This window comes from Njordella aestuarii (assembly GCF_056494165.1).
In genome coordinates, this window is sequence record NZ_CM151397.1 from 1,190,225 (window position 1) to 1,208,633 (window position 18,409).

The window sequence follows — 18,409 nt, forward strand, 5'->3', positions numbered from 1 at the left end:
TCAACGAGCGAGACCAATATTCCTCGCTCGTCAATGCGCGGGAGATATTAGCCACGCAGTTCGGTAATGGCTTCACGCATGGCATTTGCGACATACGCCACGTGCTCTGCTTGATAAGCTTCGTTCCATGGTAGAACCAAGATTTTAGCCAGAGCTTCGAACGTGCCTGGGAATCGCTCGGGCGAGTAGTCAAGCGCTTCTTTGTCAGCGAGGTTGAAAGGCCAGCGACTGTTACCGAAAGTGCGTTGGTCACGAATGACTTGGCATTGGAACGCAGGCTTTTGAATGTATCGCGGTGCAGAGAAGACCCCCCGTTCCTTTAGCTTTTTAGCGAGTGCAACGGTGCCGCCGGGGATTACATCGGCGTCTACATTCACGCAGTATTTCCAGAAAGAATGCTCGTCGCCAGCCGCGATAAATGGCCCTTCAATACCAGGCAAATCAGCAGTCATCTCCTGCATCAACGCGGCTGCAGTGCGTCGGTTCCGAACTGACATGTCTAGTTTATCTAGTTGCGCCAGAGCGACAGCCGCTGTTAGTTCATTCAAGCGGTAGTTGGGAGCCAGGAAGTAGTGATCTGGATTCGCATCGCCGTATCCCCACGCTTTGTTGATGAACAGGTACATGCGTCGAGCGATGTCGGCATCATTCGCAACGACCAAGCCCCCTTCGCCGGTCGTAATATGTTTGCCTTGCTGCAAAGAAAATGCGCCGATAGTGCCGAACGATCCGACCATCCTATTTTGATGAGTAGCCAGAAACGCTTGTGCACAATCTTCGATGATCGGCAGGTTGTGTTTGGCAGCTAGCGCACAAATCTTGGTCATCTCGCAAGGGTTGCCGAACAAGTGCGTTACAGCGATGGCCCCAGTTCGAGGTCCGATACATGCTTCGATTGTTTCGGCTGTGACGTTGTACGTTTTGGGACAGACGTCAGCAAATCGCGGGATAATGCCTTGATAGATTATTGCCGTCAGTGCACCCATGTCGGTGATACTGGTGGTAATGATTTCTTGGCCGGGTTCTAGGTCAAGTGCAGCGACTGCGGTGTGCATGGCAGCCGATCCAGACGATAGAGCGTGTGCGTGCAGTGAGTCGACCATCGGAGCGAAGCGACGCTCTAGCTCCTTGGCAAATTCCCCCTTCGTCGCAGTCAGCACGCCAGAGAGAATTGCTTTGGAAACCGCTTCGATCTCCTCGCGGCCCAAAGTTCGCCCGCTTGAGTCTTGATCGGATGGAAGTGTGAGGTTGGTTGTGCTGGGTGCAATCGACATGAAGTTAGATCCGTGCAATCAAATGGAAATGAGTCTGTTAAACAAGTTTTTTCTTTTTTGCCGGGGGCGTGGTAAGAATGCGACCAAGAAGTTTCAAATGTGTGCGAATCACAGGCAACGTCCGGAGTTTGGAGTAGCCTAGTCTGCGGGTTCGAAGAGTCGCTGGCACTTCGACAATTTGGCCGCCGTTTCGAGCCGCCAGCCATAGCATTTCAGCGATACCTACGAATCCGTTCTCTTTAAGTTCCAGTCCGATAAAGTCGCGTCGACGGTACGCTCGGAAGCAGCTGGTGTAGGTATAAAGTTTGACTCCAATGGCTCGTCGATAGAGCAGCGATGCTCCACGGGAAAGGAACAAACGCCACTTCGGTACGCCTACAACGTGCCCATCTGGATGATAGGGGGAGGCTGTAACTAACGTTATGTTGCCCTCGAGCCGCTCAACTAGCGTGTCGATCGTTTGAGGATCGTAAGTACAATCGGAATCCATCGAAATGACGATTTCGTTATTGGCTGCGATCATTCCAGTCATGATCGCTGCCGCGATGCCTCGGTTCGCCGCATGTTTTATGATCTGGCAGTTGTCCTTGGCACCGAAATGACCGCGTAGTTCTTCGAGAGTTGTGTCGCTGCTGCCGTCGTCGATGAAGATAAATTCCGATTCGAATGTCGATTCAAACTTGCGTTGAACAGCGGCCAATTGTTCCGATAAAGCGGCGATCGTCCCAGCTTCATTATAGCACGGTATCACGATCGATACTGCCGTGACGACAGACGATCGCGTTTCCTGCGAAACTCGTTGAAGGACAGACTTGGACACGCGAATTGAACGACGGCGAAGGGGATGCGCGAAACGGGCGTATATTGTTAAGACCGGTCGCATTGTTAAGCAAAGGACTGCCGAACCGGAGGTTCTGAGATATTGTTCGCACTCAGACATCTTTACGATAGTTCGACAGCGAAGATTGTAAACGAGGTATCGACGCTGTTAACGCCTATATCACTAATTCGCTCAACGGTTGTTTGGGCAGTTGGCAACGAACTTACTTACCTTCTCCCGTTGTTTGCAGAATTTTTGCGAGGCTCGAATCGAGGTGAATCAGTCTAGGGTTTGCGATGGGCTGCGAAGGTCTGGTTTTTTGCGGCCGTACGCGAAATTAATAACCCTTACTTAACGGGAGACGAAAAAGATATCTCCACGTCTAGAATTTAACCCCTAACGTTGCGCGTCATTTCGGGACATTCGTGCTCGAACCGAAAATTTTTGCGGCTTGCAAGATTTTTAGATGCGTCCGAATCCGATCTTAACAATTGGCACTGCGGAGCGCGTCCTTGTCCGCGGCGGTATTACTTCAGGCGCGTCAAAAGGTCCTGGCGAAAGGCTTTGAGCAGGTACCAAAGATTGGCAGAATAGCGTGGAATCAGCCGCCGCGGATCCATGTAGGTGCGATACAACCATTCAGCGCCCGTTTGTTGCAGAAGTTTGGGGGCTCGTTTAGCGTTTCCGGTCACGAAGTCGAAAGAGGCCCCCACCTGAATGCTCATCGGGACATCGAGCTGCCGATAGTTTTCCTCGATCCAATATTCACCTTTAGGTTGGCCAAAAGCGACCAGCAGAATATCGGGACTGGCGTCGATGATGCGATTCGTCATTTCGGCACGCTGCGCACCGTTCCATTTGCCAAACGGTGGGCAATGGACCCCGCTGACTCGCATGCGTGGATATAAACTTTTCAGCTTTTCGGCTGCAGAAGCCGCAATTCCTTCGGCGCCACCTAAGAAATAGATGCCATAGTTTCTCTCATGGGCAAGCTCTGAAAGTTTGTAGATAAGGTCCGAGCCGGCGACGCGTTCGGGCAACGGATGCTTTTCTAGCTTGCTACGCCATTCGATCGGCTTCCCGTCGCAAAGGACGAGCGGACAACGCTTTGTGAAGGCGGCGAGGCGCGGATGCATATTGCACAGCATGAGGTAATTCAGATTGGCCGTGATCGCGTACGTGTTAGCACGGCTTTGAACTACAGCGTCGATCAGTGATACCGCTTGAGGCATCGTGACGCAGTCGAAGTCGACACCCCAAACATGGCAACGATTTAGCTTGAGGATTGCCGGAGTACGAAGATCTGCTTCGGTCGGCTGCGATGCGACTTGTCTATCACTGAAGTTGGGTGGGACGAGTGCGACCGGTGGCTGCTCGGTTCCGACTGGTTGCAGCGGGGGAACCACGAGGAAGTTCGTGTCGAAATACTCGCTACCGGTTAAGTTCGATGGCGACGTAGGTAAAATTGGCGTGCTCATTGGTCCCAAGTGGAAACTGCGGAGGCCGGAGTTATGGCCGTCGAACGCGACTTTGCGAAGGAAAAAGGCTTCCTATAGAAAGCATGCCTGACTTGTGGGACATTGATCGTTCTGCGGATTGAGTAGTTACGCAAAAGTTGAGGAATCACTACAGTAGAAACGGACTTAACGATTCTCCGGACTGTATGGATTGAAGAGACAAATGCCGCACCCTTGCATTGTGGTGACGATTGAAGGACTTGGTACGAACCTCTTAGGTTGTTACGGCGGCGCGATTTCGCGCACTCCGCAGCTGGATAATTTCGCCGGTACAGCCACCGTTTTCGACCAGTGTTGGCTTCAGTCTCTGGGCGTCGTCGACTCGTTGAACGCCATCCTTTCAGGCTCGGACGCGTTGTTTGCGGCGGATAAGTGGCATGGTTTAGCCCAACAGACGACCAGCGATGGCGTGCCGCGGAACGAATCCGCATTGGATCTCTGTAAATTCTATGAATCGCGAAATTTACCGACTCGATTTATCACGGATGCGCCGGAACTGGCCGAGCATCCGTTTCTTGAACGATTCACAGAAGCCTCCGTCGTCGATTTTGAGGCGTCCGATGCTTCTGCAGAATCATTAGAGCAAACTCGAATCGCGAACTTGTTCCAATACGCCATCACACGATATATCGAATCGGCCGTCGAGAGCGAGGATGCCGTGGAAGGCTTGCTCTGGATCCACGCGACGGGGTTGAGTTCGCCGTGGGATGCACCTTACGAATTGCGGACAATACCCTGTGATGAAGGCGACCCTACACCGTCGGCCGATACACAACCACCCAGGCTTTCGATTACGCCCGATTCTGATCCAGACCTTTTGTTCAGTGCAATTTGTGGTGCGGCTGCTCAAGCGGCTGCAATTGATTATGCGTGGTCATTCATCAACGAGCTTATCGAGGAGGTTTGCCGGCTTGGTCAGGGAGACGTTTCTGTCGAACCGGTTGTTGTGCTGATGGGTGTTGGCGGGTACCCGATGGGAGAGCATGTGATGGTTGGGCATGTCGAAGGCCCTCTCTTTGCGGAAAGGCTTCATGTTCCACTCATTATCAGACCTACAAGACTGAACGTTGGACGCCGATATCCGCAGATCGTGCAGCCTTGGCAAATCGGTCGGATGCTTTTGGAGGCAATTGAATGTACCTCGGGAGCTGAAGATGTTTCTGTGGTAGCATTGCAAGCGAAAGGCTCGGAGTCGTCGAGTTCGACTGCTGAATTCGGAGTCGGCGATAACGATCTGCGATGGGATGAAAGTGTTACGTTTTGGAATGAAGCGCCGCTGTTACCCAATCAGTGGCCGGAGGGGCATCGGCTGGCCTGGGCGGCGCGCGAAGACGAACTTGCGCTCATCACGGCGGCGTGGAGCTCTCGGCTTGAATTGCGACGTGGCTTGATGGACGAACCGATGGAAGCGCTAACGCGAGCTCACGAGGACGCGATTGCTCGGTGGCAAGTCTTTGTAAATCCCGACGACCGCTGGCAGCAAAACGACGTCGCAGACCGAGTCGAAAGGATCGTTGGGCAACTGAATCCGATCGCAAAACGCCTGCAGGCCGCCCTTTACAGTTCGGATGGTCGACTGGATTTAGAGAAACTACAGCTAGCATTAGAAAGTTTGTTGACCGACGAGCTTGTGTCGCCGATTCACTAGCATTTTGTCAGCTAAACGCCGGCGACAGCAACGAGATCTTCGAAAGTCGCGAAGCTTTTGTCGTAGTCATAGGCTTGGAAATCGGGCATAATTTGCGGTTCTGGCTGCAGGCGGCTTACGAAACGGAATCAGACGGCATGGATGCAATTCTCGAATGCGAAAATCAGTTCGTCGATTTTGGTCGCGATTGGTTAATGCCTTATCAGCGCGACGACGCATGCCGTATCCGAGCCGCTAATCGGCATAGCCTGCGAGCAGCGGTCCGATCGGAATTGCCGCAGTCGCCTGGAATTTACGGCTTTGTGAATGGCGAAGGCAAATTGGTCTACGTCGGCAAATCAAAATCCCTGCGCAGTCGCGTGTTGAGCTACTTTTTGCCGAACAATCAAGATGAAAAGGCGGGGCAGATCGCGTCTGTGGCAACCGAGATACTTTGGGAAACGCAGCCGACAGAATTTGCCGCACTGCTGCGAGAACAGAAGCTGATCTCAAGGTGGCAGCCTCGATTCAACGTCGTCGGAATGCCGCGCCGACAGCGGACTGCGTATTTGTGTGTTGGGCGTGGGCCTGCGGAATGTTTTTATCTTAGTAGCAAGCCTGACAAGAAGGCGCGTGCGAGTGAAGGCCCCTTTCATGGACTGACTCGATTGCGACGCGTTGTCGAACTTCTGAACCACATTATGCGGCTGCGAGATTGCAACGACAAAACCAAGTTCGATTTCCGTGACCAGTTGACGCTGTTTGATGATCCGCGTCGTGCGGGTTGCTTGCGAGCCGAGCTGCAAACGTGCTTAGGCCCTTGTGCTGCGTTTTGTACACGCGGCGAATATGATCGGCAAATTGCGGCCGCGGTCGAGTTTCTCAAAGGGAATAATGTGAAACTGGTCGACGAGTTAGAAGCCGCGATGTTGCGAGCCGCAGGACGCCAGCAGTTCGAGTTGGCAGCGAGGCTGCGTGAGGACTGGCAGATGGTGCACTGGATTACTCGAAAACTCTTCGACAACGAACAGGCTCGCAGCCAGTACAACTTTATCTTTCCACTAAAAGGTTGTGATGGTCGTGATATTTGGTATCTGATCCGGGCTGGAAAAGTTGAACATGCGATTGCTCGCCCGACTTCTCGAGTTGCATGGAGGCAGGCTCGCGCCGAAATTCTGAGTTGGGCTGCGGCGACGAGTTGTTTGGAAGGTATGTATGATGGCGGCGCAAATACTTTGCATATCGTTGCCGCGTGGTTCCGCAAGAATCGTGACGACTTGAAAATGGTCAAGTCAATTGCCCAGCTGCCTGACGAAAGCCAGTTTGAAACTATTTAAGCGGCAAATCACCAGCGATTCGGGAAAACGTTGCCTAAACGCGACTGCGTATTTGATTTACCCAGGTGGCAGCGACGGAGCGGATGATTAAAATATACACCGTCCTACGGAGTAGATTTGGGATTCCCCGCCCGTAAGCTTGGCGGCGGAAAGAACCTTGCTCACCCTGCGAACAGCTTTCTTCGCTCGCACTTCCGACTCACCTAATAAAGTATTCATGCAAAAGATTATTCATTTGGCCTCTTTGATGCGGCTATCAACCCTCGCAGCAATCGGCGCGGTTCTTACATGTTCGGGCGCTGGCTTGATGACTTCCGAGCTGTCAGCGCAAGGTTTTCCTGGCCGCGAATTCCTAAAATATCTCGAGCGTAAAAACCTTCCAGAACTGCCTCCTGCCAAGCTGCCACTTGAATTCGCGGAAGGCGAACATGTTGCATTCGTCGGCAACTCTTTGGCAGAACGGATGAATTTGTTTGGCCATTTTGAAACCTACTTGCATCTGCGAAACCCGGGTAAGGGGCTGGTTGTTCGGAATTTCGGTCGTCCTGCAGATGAGGTTGGCGTCCAAGAGCGGCCAAGTAACTACGACGAACTAGACGACCCGATCAGTGCATTTAGTCCCGACACCGTCTTCTGCTTTTTTGGGTTCAACGAAGCTTACGGTGGAGAAGGGTCTTTAGAGGAATTTAAAAAACGCTACCAGGATTTCTTGACCAAATTTGCCGAGCGTTACCCGCGAAATTCGGAAGGGGCAAAGGTGCGTTATGTTTTAGTTAGTCCTGTTGCTTTCGAAGATGCCAATGATCCTCTCGCACCAAACTCCGAAGAACTGAACCGTTCGCTACTCTTGTTCAGCAACGCAATTGAAGCGATTGCGGCCGAAAACAACTTGCCGTTCTTGGACATATACTCTGCGACTGCGGAGAGATTTGCTGAGATGCCCGGACTGCAATGGACGCAGAACGGTTGTCACTTGAATGATGAAGGCTATCGCTTCATCGCTCAGTTGCTTGACCAGCAGCTATTCAATGACAAAGCTTTGTCGATCAAGAATGACCAATATGACAAGCTTCTGAAGATGGTCCAGGATAAGAGTTGGGTCCATATGCAGGACTACCGCATGCTGAACGGTTGGTACGTTTACGGCGGTCGCCGAACCTGGGATATCGAGACCTTCCCGCTAGAATACAACCGTATTCGTGCCATGGCTCGCGCTCGAGACGAAGCGGTTTGGGCAATTGCAAACGGCAAAGAGCCACCTCAAATCGACGATGCCAAACTTGGGGAACTGTTTGTACCGCCGACTCGCTTTGGCGATCCGCGCCAAGATTACTCGGAGCCAGAGGAATTGCGATATAACTCGCCGGAAGAGTTCATCAAGACCGCGACAGTGCCGGAAGGTTTCGAAATACAGTTGTTTGCCGACGAAAAAATGTTTCCTGAGTTGGCCAAGCCCGTTCAAATCTGCTTTGACAACAAAGGTCGTCTATGGGTTTCTTGCATGCCCACGTATCCGCAATGGAAACCAGGTGACCCTAAGCCAGATGATCGCTTGTTGATTCTTGAAGATACGGACAAGGACGGTAAGGCTGATAAGTGCACTGTCTTCTACGACAAACTGCATTGTCCAACGGGGTTTGAGTTGTATGACGGTGGAGTTATCGTGACGAATCAACCACGTTTGGTTTTTCTCAAGGATACCGATGGTGATGACGTAGCAGATTTGGAAATCGATTTGCTAGATGGTTGGGGAACAGACGATACGCATCATACGATCGGCGCTTTCGAAATGTCACCTAGCGGCCTTCTGTATATGTTGGAGGGCGTATCGATGACGACCACAGTTGAAAGTCCATGGGGACCGCAACGTTGGCGCGGCGCGGCTGGTGCGTATGTGTTGAATCCTCGTACGCTCAAGTTGCAGCGGTTTACGACGCCTGGTTACGGCAACCCGTGGTGTATGACTTTCAATCCTTGGGGACAAGGTGTTGTTGGGGACGGGACGAACGCACAGCAACACTGGGCAACCGGATTGTCGGGGGCGCAAGAAGGCCCGCGCCGTGGTCTTGATCCGATCTTTGATAATCAAGGCATGCGTCCCGCGGTTGGTAGCGAGTTCCTTTATTCGAAGCACTTTCCGGATGATGTCCAAGGACAGTTTGTTTATGGCTGCGTCATCAACATGAACGGCTTGCCACGGTTTACCGTTGAAGAGGACGGGGCTGCGTTCAATGGCAAGCGTGTGGCCGATTTGATCAGCAGTACGGATAAAAACTTCCGGCCTACAGATCCGCAGATTGGCCCAGATGGAGCGCTGTGGTTTGGCGATTGGTGCAACGCGTTGATTGGTCACATGCAATATTCGCAGCGCGACCCCAATCGCGACCACGTACGCGGCCGCATCTACCGTTTGGTTGTCAAGGACAGTCCGCTTCTAGAGCCTGTCACGCAATTTGAGAAGAGTGAATTCGAACTGCTTGAACAGTTTAAAGTTTACGAAGCTCGGACGCATTACCGTGTTCGCCGCGAGCTGCAAGAACGAAAGCTTGAAGATGTCCAAGCCGCTATCGCCAAATGGCTACCGACTCTGGATGGAGATGTTGCAGACGCGGACCGCCTTCGAACCGAAGCATTGTGGGCTTTACAGCGACACGAACATATTGATCGCGAACTTCTAGACACCTTGCTGACCAGCAAAACGGATAACGCTCGTGCTGCTGCCGTACGTTTCGTCAGCGATATGGACGATCGAATTCCGGACGCATTAGATATTTACGCTGTCGCAGTTAAAGATCCTAGTCCGCGTGTAAGAGTCGAAGCCGCTCGGGCACTCAGCTTCAAAAAAGAAATGCGCGCAGTTGAACTGTTATTACAAGTTGTAGAACAACCGACCGACAAGTGGTTGAACTACGTCGTAGAGCACTCAATCGGAGCGACAGAGCAAGTTTGGAGTGATCTGCATCAGGAAGGCAAGCTTAACAATGTAAGCGAAGCAGGACTTAAGGCTGTCGACGACTATCTAGCTTCTGCTCGGCCAGGTATCGCTGCCGCTCCGTTCCTGAAAACATTGCTGACCGAAACGGAAGTGCGAGCTCAGGTGCGACGCAACAATGCTTATGCTGCCCTGGAAAAACTGAAGGGGAACTCGCGTAACGGTGCTCGAGTATTCACACGGGTTTGTGCTAATTGCCATGTCGTCAAAGGTCGTGGTTTTACCTATGGCCCTGATCTCTCCGACGTCGGACGCCGCCTGACTCGGCATGATTTGATCGAATCGATCATCGAGCCTAGCGCAAAGATGGACAAGAAATACCAGAGCGAGGTCATCATGCTGGAAGGCGATGAAGTTGTCACCGGCTTTATCAGCCAAGAAACCGACGACGAAATCACATTGCTGATGCCGGAAGGCAAGACGCGTCAAATCAAGAAGGACGACATTGTCGAACAGAAGACGGCGCTGCAGAGCAGCATGCCTGAAAATCTAGGTGGCACCATCGCGCCTTCCGAGTTTTTGGATCTGATTGACTACCTCAGCACGTTAAAATAGCTTGTTGTAATCGACCATTGAATCGCTTAGGAATTGTTCCCAAACAGTTTCCTATTTTGGCGGAGCGGTGCAAATCGTCTGGTGTCACAGAATCGGAGGGTTCGCGCCCGACCGCTACAATTGATCTGCGAAAGTTGATTCAAGACAATCGCTTAGTCGCCCGTTTGCAAATACCGAAAATGAAGAGTTTTCGGTCGTTGCAAGCGGGCGATTTGCTGCGCGCTCCCGTCAGGCTAGCTTTCTCGGCAGAATTTGGTCGTGAACCCTATAACAAATTCGACGGTCTAGCTAAATTGAAGCTCAACGAACTCCGTCCCCACTCTAGTTAAAATTTAACGACATGGCCCAATACGACCTACCCTTCGAATCTACATCCATCGAGAGGATCGCTCGCGACAACCCAACGCCTTTTCATGTTTATTACGAGCCTGGAATTCGGCAGCGAGTCCGTGATCTGTGCGACGCTTTTTCCTGGAACGAAGGTTTCCGTCAGTACTTCGCGGTCAAGGCGACGCCGAATCCACATATCGTTGCAATCATGGCCGAAGAAGGCTGCGGGACTGATTGCTCAAGCGTGGCGGAGTTGGTGATCAGTGATCGGCTGGGGCTTGCCGGTCACGATATTATGTTTACCTCGAATAACACGACGGTCGAGGAATTCGAAGCTGCGGCGAAACTTGGTGCGATCATCAACTTGGATACGCCGCATCACATCGACGATTTATTGAAGCTGCCAGAGATGCCCGAATTAATTTCGTTTCGCTTTAACCCAGGAGCGGAACGTCGCGGCAACGTTATCATTGGCGACCCGCAGTCATCTAAGTTTGGCTGCACTCGGGAGCAAATCATCGAAGGCTACCGACGACTTAAAGACCTGGGCGTCGAACGGTTCGGTTTGCATGCGATGATTGTGAGCAATGAATTGGAAGTCACCTCGTTGCTCGACACAGCTCAGATGCTCTTCAAGCTCGCAGTTGACATTCATGCCGCCACAGGCGTTCAGGTTGAGTTCATCAATTTGGGGGGCGGAATCGGTGTGCCTTATCGCCCTGGACAAAAGCCGGTTGACTTGATGGCGTTCGGCAACGGTGTTAAGGAACTTTACGATTCTATTTTGGGCGAAGCTGGTTTGAGCCCTGTGCGGATCTTGATGGAGAACGGGCGTGCGATGACAGGACCGTTTGGTTTCTTGGTTACCAAAGTCATCAATAACAAACAATCGTACAAGGGATATGTTGGTGTAGATGCTTGTATGTCGAACCTTATGCGACCGGGCATGTACAACGCCTACCATCACATTACCGTGTTAGGCAAGGAGCATCAAAGTCCGGCGGGAGTGATCGACGTCGTCGGATCGTTATGCGAAAACAACGACAAATTTGCAATTGATCGCGAGATGCCGACAATGGAGGTGGGTGATTTGATGATCATTCATGACGCCGGTGCGCACGGCCATTCGATGGGCTTTCAATATAACGGGCGCTTGCGATCGGCGGAATTTTTGCTGTCTGAAGATGGTAGCTATCGGCAAATTCGACGCGCTGAAACATTGGATGATTACTTTGCTACCGTTTCCTTCCCTGCCCCTGTTGAAAAGACCCAGCGAGCACTCGCGTAGGGCGCAACCTGGTTGTCCTACAACGTAGAATTAATCAGCTCGAAGCTGTATGCATTCGAGCACATCTTGGGAGCGATCTTTAGCCGAATTCAGCCGCGTTAACGGCGCGGCTCGCGTTGCCATAGATGACGGACGAAGAAATCCATTGTGCGACGTTCACCGTATCGAGATCCACCGGCACCGTGACCTTGGCCAGGGAAGACAACTAGATCAAAGTCTTTGTCGGCGGCGATCAACGCATCGACAACTTGCATCGTCGACGCAGGATCGACGTTGCGGTCCAGCTCTCCAACCATCAACAGAAGATTTCCTTGAAGTTGGGAAGCACACGCTACGTTGGACTGTGCAGCGTAGTGGTCGCCGATGGGCCAACCCATCCATTGTTCGTTCCACCAGATCTTATCCATCCGATTGTCATGGCAACCACAGTCCGCAGCTGCTGCGGTGTAGAAATCACCGTGGGCGAGTAACGCTCGCAGCGCGCTTTGTCCGCCGGCAGAGCCACCCCAGATTCCTACGCCTTTCGTCAAATCCATTTCGGCGTGTTGAGCAGCGGCGGCTCGCAACCAAGCGATCCGGTCGGGAAAACCACTATCGCCCAGGTTTTTCCAGCAGACGTCATGGAAGACTTTGCTGCGATTGGATGTGCCCATGCCGTCAATCTGGACAACGATAAAACCAAGTTCAGCAAACTTTTCAAACATCGCGTTTCGACCGAACGACTTCTGTACAAACGACGAGTGCGGACCGGCATAGATATATTCGAGGACGGGATATTTCGTTGCTGGATCGAAATGAGAAGGACGGTAGATTACGCCATAAATGGGAGTCTTTCCGTCTCGCCCAGGAGCGACAAATGGTTGGGGTTTTTGCCAACCAGATTCAAGAAGGTCGCTCCAATCTGCGCGTTCAAGTTCGCAGACAAGTTCTCCAGACGCTGCGTCTCTGACCTGCGTGACGTGTGGCTGATCGATTTGGCTAAACCGGTCTACGATCCAACGACGAGAAGGTGAAAATTCCCAAGTGTGATCCCCCTCGTCCCGCGTCATTCGCGTCAGGTTGCTGCCATCCAAGTTGACGCGGACAAGATGACGAAAGTAAGGATCCTGGTCGCCATCAATGCCACTCACCGTCAGCCAGACTTGTTCATTTTCGTGGTCGACTTGCTCCACGTCTCGCACGACCCAATCGCCCTGTGTTACAGCGTTTATGATCTCGCCGGTCGACTGATCGAAACGATACAAGTGATTCCACCCGCTTCGCTCACTCATCCAAAACGCTTGATTGTTTGCATCCAAAAGTTCGAGGAATTGCTTTTGGGAATAACAAATAAATGTATCGCTTTTCTCGTCGACGATTGTGCGAACAGAACCATCGACACCGATTCCCAGTAAGCTCAATCGCTGGTGCCCACGTTCGTTGTACAGGATCCGAAATTCACTGCTGTCTGGTTTCCAGCTGATGCCAGAAATCTCAAACGGATTCGGGAATCGGGAGTTCTCGATCGCTTGCATCGAGCCATTTTCGATGGAGTAGAGATAAGGTTCGAGTATGTCGATGGTGTCGCCTGGTTTGTCATAGTCAACCGTGATCAGCTTCGGCTGCAATTGGTCGTCCGGCGCAGAATCGATCAAAGTAATCTGGCGATCTTGGCCGATCTTGCGTCGCATGGCAACAAAGGATTTCGAATCAGGGCTCCACCATACCTGACGTGTATAGGCGTGGCTCTCTAGCCCGTCGTGAGTAAGCGGTAGTTCTTGATTGGATACATTGTCGACCAAGAACAAGTTATGGTCGCGTACTAAAACGTGTTGACTTCCATCGGGTGAGATGATCCGTTGGAGTTGAGCCCGATCTTCCTCGTTGATACGGGTTCGCTCAAGAGCTGTCGGTGGTTGAGTCGTTTCGTCGACGATTGCCTCCCCGACGTCGTCACGTGCTACGACAACCCCGATTGGACTCGCGTCTAGTTTGGCAATCAACCACGCATGTCCACTGAAAGTATGTTGCCGAAATGTACTGCCTGGTTCTACGATGGAGTATTTGATGCGACTCGCATCGGTGCTAATCCAAAATAACTGAACAGCCTCCTCGCGGCGATTCACGAAAACAATCGCAGTATCCTCGCCGCCATTTCGGGACCGTCGCCAACGTTTTTCGAATGGTAAGCCTGAAGTGTCGTTTTCAGATATGTTCTCAATTGACGTGAGTGTATTGTCGGATCGGTTCCACTGCCAACGCTGCGAGGCAAAATTGAAACTGACCACGGAAGCATCGTGGGAGAATTCAACTGACTTGATATCCAAGTTTTGCGATGCGGTTTGAACTTGAGACGCCAATTGCAATTCGTTGGCCAAAGCTTGATGATCAAAGGCGGGAAGACGCTGCTTCTTGGCCGTATCAACTAGTGCAAATTCCCAGCGATTTTCCCCTGTGCTAACGCGATACCAAGCGAAAGCGTCATTTTCCCCAAACCAGTTGAGCTTCACTTTGTCTCGCCATACAAGTGGTCGGCTCACATCAATTGATTCAGCAGCAGCGTACAGAGCGGCAGTTCCTTGGGCCGATACGGATTTATAGGCCCCCAATATCAAGAAGGTCAATGCGACGGTCAGAAACCAGATGCGAGCTGTCATTGGCATTATTTTTCGATAGTTGAAGGTTGGACAATCAGTTCACCATTCATAACCATCCAGTGGCCAGGAAAGGTGCAGACGTAAGGATAGCGACCGGGCTTGATCGGCGCGTGAAAATAGATCGTGAATTGTTCGCTTCCTTCTACGATATCAGTATAACAGATGATCTGATCGGAGCGAGGAATGTACTGGTTAATCGCAGCGTCAGGATCACCAATCAATCGATTTGCAAGTTCTCCAACGGTTTGCAAGCTACCTTCGTTCAGCAATGCCCAGTTATGTGGTACTACATCTGGATTTTTGAAGGTTAAGCTAACTGCTTCGCCGGCGGCAGCGTAGATTTCTTTAGCGGAGAAGCTGAGATTTTGACCAGCTGAAATTGTAATTTCCCTGGCTTCATCCAGTTTTGCAGTGTAAGGATTAAACTTCTTCTTCTCGACCATCGCCAGATCCAGTCCTAAGGGATGCTTCATGAGACGCTTGCGAATTGGACGATAGCCAGGAAATTCAAACGGTTTATCAAGTTCATGGCATGTCGCCATAAGTTCATATCGCAGATCAGGTAGCGGCGAAACACTTAAATGCACCTGATTCGATCTTTGTAAGTCTGGTAGCTCAAGAAAGAGCGTTTTGGCGTCGTTTGTAAGATGAGCACTTTGGATTGTCAAGCGATCGTGTCCACGCACGCCATGGTGTTGGACTGAGTATTCCGCAGATCCATAGTTAGAACTGTAGCGGTAGTTCCATGCTTGGGCAAAATGATGTTCAACGTTTTCTGCCCAGCCTTCAATCGATGAATCGCGTAGGGGGTTACTGAAATGGAGTGCGATTCCGTTCTCGTGCACGTGGAAACCGGTGACAGTGGGCGGTTCGTGGTCGGTTTCAATGTAACTGACACGTTGCAAGCAGCCGGTATCAGTCGTATAAGTTCCCCAGCCTTTCATGCCGCAAACGTACAATTGCCCATCATGCGGAGAAGCTTTGCAGCGGTGTGCGCCCGAGCGAAACTCGCCTTGCATTAACAGCGCTGCACCTTGAAGTCGTCCCCTTACGTTGTCAATGAGAATTGGCATAAACGAACCGGCACCGTAGGAAAGATGTACGAGTTGCTTACTTAATGGTCCCCAAGAATCACTATCTATGTAGGTCTGCCCGCCACTTGAATTATCGACGCCGCGTGGCAAGTACAGCAAAGGAAGCTCCGGGCTTCCGCCACGCTTAGAGCCTGGATAACCATAAAAAAGAGGCTGGTCATTTTCAGTGGAAACCAGAGAAATCATTGACGCGGGGGTCCATTCACCTTCCGATGCTGGGACCGACAAGTATCCGCTGGGCAACAGCCCTAGCCCGTCTGGATTTCGAAAGCCGGATGCGAGCACTTGAGCTTGAGAGCCATCCGGGCTAATTTTCAGAATGCCTTCGTTCCCCGATGCTGTATAGAAATTGCCGTCCGTGTCACGCTGCAGACCGCAAATATAATCATGCCCTGCTGTGGAAGTAGTCATTGCGCGACTGAAGCTGCGGTATTCGTCTGCTTCACCGTCACTGTTCAGATCGTGAAGTGTAGTGATTTCGTTGCGACCTAACACATATGCGATGTCTTCGTGAACCACCATGCCTAACGGTTGGTATAGTCCCCTGGCAAAACGTCGCCATACAACTTCCGAGCTAGGGCGGGCAAAATTTTTCGCGTGCCAGACTTCACCGCGCATGGTGCACAAAAGAAGGCTGCCGTCGCTCAGGAAATCAAAATCACCGCAATAAAATTGAACATTCCACGGGTTGTTAAATGGAAGCTCAATCGTGTCGATCGCGTACGGCGAATCGTTCCGGTTCGATACTCTTGTAGTGAACTCTTGCGGCCAGAGCGTAGGACCACCGGCAAGACAGTTGCGATCTGGATGTCTGGATGCGACATCAGTCGTTCGAACGAGCTTGCCATCGACGTACTCAATCGAATCGAGCATGATCTGGTCGGTGACCAGGACTTTGAAGATCGTTTTCGCACCGTAGCGATATCGCCCTCCATAGCGAGCCCCTTTCGGCCATTCGTACGGAGCAATGGAATTCAGGGATTCGCCTTCGGCACGCATGCCATCCATAAAGCCATGTCGCACAGCCGAGTAATTTACAAAAGCTCCGGTCCAAGCGTCTTCGAATTGCATCGAATCGGTGTTATAGCAGACCGCTACGTGCGGATTTTCACTGACCTTTACGCAGACTGCTCGTGGCACAACACTTGATTTGCCCCAGAAAGCATTCGTCTGCACTGTGCCCAGATCCATTTTGCTCCAGGAGTCATCTTCCCAAGATGCTTCGTCTTGATTACCCCAGTGGCCAAAATCGGCACCGTCAACGCCAGGGAACTCTGGAAGCAACATCGACGTCCTATCGAATATGCGGAAATGTTCGGCTTGCTTGGCATAGTAGTCGTAGATTCGATCGCGATTTACAAACTCGTTGTGCGCCGGATGAAAGTGCGGAAATAGCGGCGGCTTATCATAGGCAAACGACGCAACTTCATGCCTGAAATTTGTAGCAATTGCTTGCTCTAAAGCCGCTTCAGTTGTTGACGTTTCTGTTCCCAGTTGGCGTAGAAATGCGAATAAGTCGAGCAATTCTGAGCGATCAAGCGCTGACGCAATTCCTTCTGGCATCAAGGACGCCGCCTCCTTGCTTTCTTCAATCTCATCTTTCTTAAGTGCCGTCAATTCGCCTGACGAAGGGTCTCGCAAGAGAACAGTCGATTCATCTTCGGATTGGATATAACCTTTGAGCACTATGCCTTCGGAAGTTAAAATTTGCATCGAGCGATACTGTTGGTGGATCTCCAGATTTGGCCACAGCACTGACGCAACAATTTGTTCTGCCTTCCGTTCCACTCCAAGCTTGCTGAGTGCTGGCCCAACTATTCCACCAGAGTTGCCAACCTTGTGGCAAGATACGCACGCCGTCGTGTGATTCGTGAAGACTTTCACGCCACGTAATGCATCGCCGAGGCTTTCACTTTCCAGGACAAGTGAATTTACTAAAGCGTCGCTGCGTTCTGGTAGGCCCGAAAAAGACCGCCATAGAGGTTTGTTCTTTGGCTGGCCAGCAATTTGGCTGAGCACCCAGTCGAGGCCATCCAAGTTGTCTTGTAAGCGAGCTTCCGCATCCTCGTCAGTGTGGTTGAGAATTCCGATTAAGCCCTCGTAGCCGCTCATGCGAATCTGTTGAATTATTTCTTGATCGCGATCTCCTTCACCTATCGGCAGGATCTTGTAACCAAGTTTATCGCCGTCTGTTTTGGTGCCATTTAGATTTAGCGCGTAGAGATGTGGCTTTATTTTTTCAAGAATTTGAGGCAGACGATCAATCTGGTCATGAGCGTGATGGAGATTGTAGACAATCCCGACGTTAGGCTCATTCAACGCGTCGATCAGTTTTAGTTGATTCTCTGGTTCACCAAACCAACTCCCGTGATTATAGAGACCCACGGAGCATCCGATTGCGGCTGCTGCCCTTGCGATAGGCCGTAACCGATCAAGTTCGCTTTGAATAAACGCCTCTTCGCTCGTTTGATCCATGTTCACATCGCCGCCTCCCATCACCCACAGTTGCGGGTGTTCGTCATGCTTTTCTAGGAGACTCAGAATCAATCGAGCTTCGTCGTTCAACGTTGTTGGAAACCACCACGCGGACAACGCGATGTTATGCTCTTTCAAGACTTTGATTTCTTCTTCAAACGTCGGGATGTGCTCTGCACGATAGTCGTATGCAAAATGTTCAATACCCAACTCATTCAGCATCTTAGCCCGTTGCAGAGGTGAACGTTGTTTCGCATCGAAGGGCACAATGCACCAAGCCATGAGGTTTGATCTGCGAAAGACGTCGCCACTTGTGTCTTGAGCTCGGGTATGGGGCAATCCGACGGAGATGATACATATCGCGAGCACTGCAATGGCAGCAAAAGAGTGGTGTGAATTCCAAATCCGTTTTGGCAGAAGCATGGCGAGAATCTTCTTGAACGTGCGGGTGAGGTATGAGGTGG

Annotated in this window: 9 protein-coding genes; 4 read left to right on the plus strand and 5 right to left on the minus strand. The window is 51.4% G+C overall.

The genetic code is table 11. The features are described 5' to 3' along the window. Positions 1–47: 47 nt before the first annotated feature. The 3 genes from SH451x_RS04670 to SH451x_RS04680 form a co-directional block, all read right to left on the minus strand. Positions 48–1,274, minus strand: a complete 1,227-nt coding sequence (locus SH451x_RS04670) for a DegT/DnrJ/EryC1/StrS family aminotransferase (protein ID WP_479361279.1) — start codon at positions 1,272–1,274, stop codon at positions 48–50. A gap of 37 nt (positions 1,275–1,311) precedes the next feature. After that, the gene (locus SH451x_RS04675; RefSeq protein WP_479361280.1) at positions 1,312–2,094 is read right to left on the minus strand and encodes a glycosyltransferase family 2 protein; all 783 of its coding nucleotides are present in this window, start codon (positions 2,092–2,094) and stop codon (positions 1,312–1,314) included. Positions 2,095–2,621: 527 nt separating this feature from the next. After that, entirely contained in the window at positions 2,622–3,572 is a 951-nt protein-coding gene (locus SH451x_RS04680; RefSeq protein ID WP_479361281.1) for a WecB/TagA/CpsF family glycosyltransferase, read from the minus strand. 202 nt (positions 3,573–3,774) lie between these two features. On the opposite strand from SH451x_RS04680, the gene SH451x_RS04685 reads away from it, so the two are divergent. From SH451x_RS04685 to SH451x_RS04700, 4 genes are all read left to right on the plus strand, one after another. Then, on the plus strand, positions 3,775–5,259 hold the full coding sequence (locus SH451x_RS04685) for an alkaline phosphatase family protein (RefSeq protein ID WP_479361282.1): 1,485 nt from the start codon (positions 3,775–3,777) through the stop codon (positions 5,257–5,259). Between the two features lie 137 nt (positions 5,260–5,396). Then, complete coding sequence (locus SH451x_RS04690) at positions 5,397–6,575, plus strand: GIY-YIG nuclease family protein (protein WP_479361283.1); 1,179 nt, start codon at positions 5,397–5,399, stop codon at positions 6,573–6,575. A gap of 217 nt (positions 6,576–6,792) precedes the next feature. After that, a complete protein-coding gene (locus tag SH451x_RS04695; protein ID WP_479361284.1) occupies positions 6,793–10,122 on the plus strand; it encodes a PVC-type heme-binding CxxCH protein in 3,330 nt (1,109 codons plus the stop codon). 340 nt (positions 10,123–10,462) lie between these two features. After that, positions 10,463–11,740: a diaminopimelate decarboxylase gene (locus SH451x_RS04700; RefSeq protein ID WP_479361285.1), complete on the plus strand. Its 1,278-nt coding sequence runs from the start codon at positions 10,463–10,465 to the stop codon at positions 11,738–11,740. Between the two features lie 98 nt (positions 11,741–11,838). Here the strand turns inward: SH451x_RS04700 and SH451x_RS04705 are convergent, their stop codons facing one another. Continuing rightward, a complete protein-coding gene (locus SH451x_RS04705) occupies positions 11,839–14,376 on the minus strand; it encodes a prolyl oligopeptidase family serine peptidase (RefSeq protein ID WP_479361286.1) in 2,538 nt (845 codons plus the stop codon). Positions 14,377–14,381: 5 nt separating this feature from the next. Continuing rightward, entirely contained in the window at positions 14,382–18,368 is a 3,987-nt protein-coding gene (locus SH451x_RS04710) for a TIM barrel protein (RefSeq protein ID WP_479361287.1), read from the minus strand. Positions 18,369–18,409: the final 41 nt, after the last annotated feature.

Coding starts and splice junctions, on each gene's coding strand:
- SH451x_RS04685 (WP_479361282.1), top strand. CDS start 3,775: ATGCCGCACCCTTGCATTGTGGTGACGATTGAAGGACTTGGTACGAAC.
- SH451x_RS04690 (WP_479361283.1), top strand. CDS start 5,397: ATGGATGCAATTCTCGAATGCGAAAATCAGTTCGTCGATTTTGGTCGC.
- SH451x_RS04700 (WP_479361285.1), top strand. CDS start 10,463: ATGGCCCAATACGACCTACCCTTCGAATCTACATCCATCGAGAGGATC.
- SH451x_RS04710 (WP_479361287.1), bottom strand. CDS start 18,368: ATGCTTCTGCCAAAACGGATTTGGAATTCACACCACTCTTTTGCTGCC.
- SH451x_RS04670 (WP_479361279.1), bottom strand. CDS start 1,274: ATGTCGATTGCACCCAGCACAACCAACCTCACACTTCCATCCGATCAA.
- SH451x_RS04705 (WP_479361286.1), bottom strand. CDS start 14,376: ATGACAGCTCGCATCTGGTTTCTGACCGTCGCATTGACCTTCTTGATA.
- SH451x_RS04680 (WP_479361281.1), bottom strand. CDS start 3,572: ATGAGCACGCCAATTTTACCTACGTCGCCATCGAACTTAACCGGTAGC.
- SH451x_RS04695 (WP_479361284.1), top strand. CDS start 6,793: ATGCAAAAGATTATTCATTTGGCCTCTTTGATGCGGCTATCAACCCTC.